At 69.9% G+C, this 2,069-nt stretch carries 1 protein-coding gene; it reads left to right on the top strand.

The window, feature by feature from the left end; translation table 11 throughout:
* On the top strand, positions 1-2,069 hold a 2,069-nt coding region (locus VML93_RS25875), incomplete at both ends, for a polyketide synthase dehydratase domain-containing protein (protein WP_325615120.1).

The following is a 2,069-nucleotide window of genomic DNA, read 5'->3' as shown; positions in this document are numbered from 1 at the left end:
GGGGTGCAGGTGCAGGTGGTGGTGGGACCCCCGGGCGATGCCGGGCGCCGGACGGTGTCGGTGTATTCGCGGTCCGACGAGTCCGACGGAGGCTGGCTGCTGAACGCCGAGGGCACGCTTGGCCTGGAAGCCCCGGTGGCCGCGGCCGATTTGTCGGTGTGGCCGCCGGAGGGCGCGGAAAGTGTCGACATCTCCGAGGGCTATGCGCAGCTGGCCGGACGCGGTTATGCCTACGGCCCGGCGTTTCAGGGGCTGCTGGGGATTTGGCGGCGCGAGTCCGAGCTGTTCGCCGAGGTAGCCGCCCCCACCGGCATGGCGGTCGACCGGATGGGGATCCATCCGGCGGTGCTGGACTCGGTACTACACGCCCTTGGGCTGGCGATCGACACCGGCGAGACGAAGCTGCCGTTCTGCTGGCGAGGGGTGTCGCTGCATGCCGGAGGTGCCGGGCGGGTGCGGGCCCGCCTCGCCTCGGCGGGGGCGGATGCGATCTCGATAGACGTGGCCGATGCCACCGGATTGCCGGTGCTGTCGGTGGGCGCGCTGGTCACCCGGGCAATGAGCGCCTCGCAGCTGCGCGCCGCAGTGGCAGCCGCAAGCGGCACGCCTGACCAGGGGCCGCTGGAGATGCTGTGGTCGCCAATATCAGTGAGCCAAGCCGAAACTGATGCACCCGCGGCGGTGTCCTGGGCGGACTTCTGCGCCGGCCGTGACGGCGATGTCGTCGTGTGGGAGTACGAGTCCGCCGGCCTGGACGGTAAAGACCCAGTTGGCACGGTTTACGCGGCCACCCACGCCGCCCTGGACGTGTTGCAGTCCTGGCTCGGTGGGGATTCGGTGGGCACCTTGGTGGTACTGACGCATGGCGGAGTCGGGCTGCCCGGTGAGGATGTCAGCGACCTGGCCGCCGCGGCGGTGTGTGGTCTGGTGCGTTCGGCGCAAGCCGAAAACCCCGGTCGGATCGTGTTGATCGATACCGACAAGCCGCTGGACGCGGCCGCGCTGGTCGCAGCCGGGGAGCCGCAACTGCTGGTGCGCTCCGGGAACGTGCATGCTGCTCGGCTGTCCCCGGCCCCGCCGCTGCTGCCGGTGCCGCCCGGGGAGTCGGCGTGGCGGTTGGCCGCCGGCGGCGGCGGCACTTTGGAAGACCTGGTGATCCAGCCCTGCCCGGAGGCGCAAGCACCGCTGCAGGCGGGCGAGGTGCGGGTGGCGGTGTCGGCCGTCGGGGTCAACTTCCGCGACGTGGTGGCCGCATTGGGGATGTATCCCGGCGAAGCCCCGCCGCTCGGTGCCGAAGGTGCCGGCGTGGTGCTCGAAGTCGGACCCGACGTCACCGGCCTGGCCGTCGGCGACAAGGTGATGGGATTCCTCGGCGGGGCGGGTCCGCTGGCCGTCGTGCACCAGGAACTGATTGCTCAGATGCCGCGGGGCTGGTCGTTCGCCCAGGCCGCCGCCGTGCCGGTGGTGTTCTTGACGGCCTTGTTCGGATTGAGGGATCTGGCCGATATCCGTGCCGGCGAATCGGTTCTGATCCATGCCGGGACCGGTGGGGTGGGCATGGCGGCAGTGCAGCTGTGCTGCCACTGGGGCGTCGAGGTCTTCGTGACCGCCAGCCGTGGTAAGTGGGACACGCTGCGCGCCATGGGATTTGACGACGACCACATCGGCGACTCCCGCACGCTGGAGTTCGAGGAGAAGTTCCTTTCGGTCACCGACGGCCGCGGGGTCGACGTGGTGCTCGACTCGCTGGCCGGTGAATTCGTGGATGCCTCGCTGCGGTTGTTGGTCCGGGGCGGGCGCTTCCTCGAGATGGGCAAGACCGATATCCGCGACGCGCAGAAGATCGCCGCCAACTACCCCGGTGTGTGGTACCGGGCCTTCGACCTGTCGGAGGCCGGCCCGGTGCGCATGCACGAGATGCTGGGCGAGGTGAAGGAACTGTTCGACAGCCAGATCCTGCACCGGCTGCCGGTCACCACCTGGGATGTGCGCTGCGCCCCGGCGGCCTTCCGGTTCATGAGCCAGGCCCGCCACATCGGCAAGGTGATCTTGACGATGCCGTCGGCGCT

The organism is Mycobacterium sp. (genome assembly GCF_035499775.1).
In the GTDB taxonomy this organism is placed as follows: Bacteria; Actinomycetota; Actinomycetes; order Mycobacteriales; family Mycobacteriaceae; genus Mycobacterium.
Note: the sequence above shows the minus strand (reverse complement) of the source record. Positions and strands in the feature narration are given on the sequence as shown.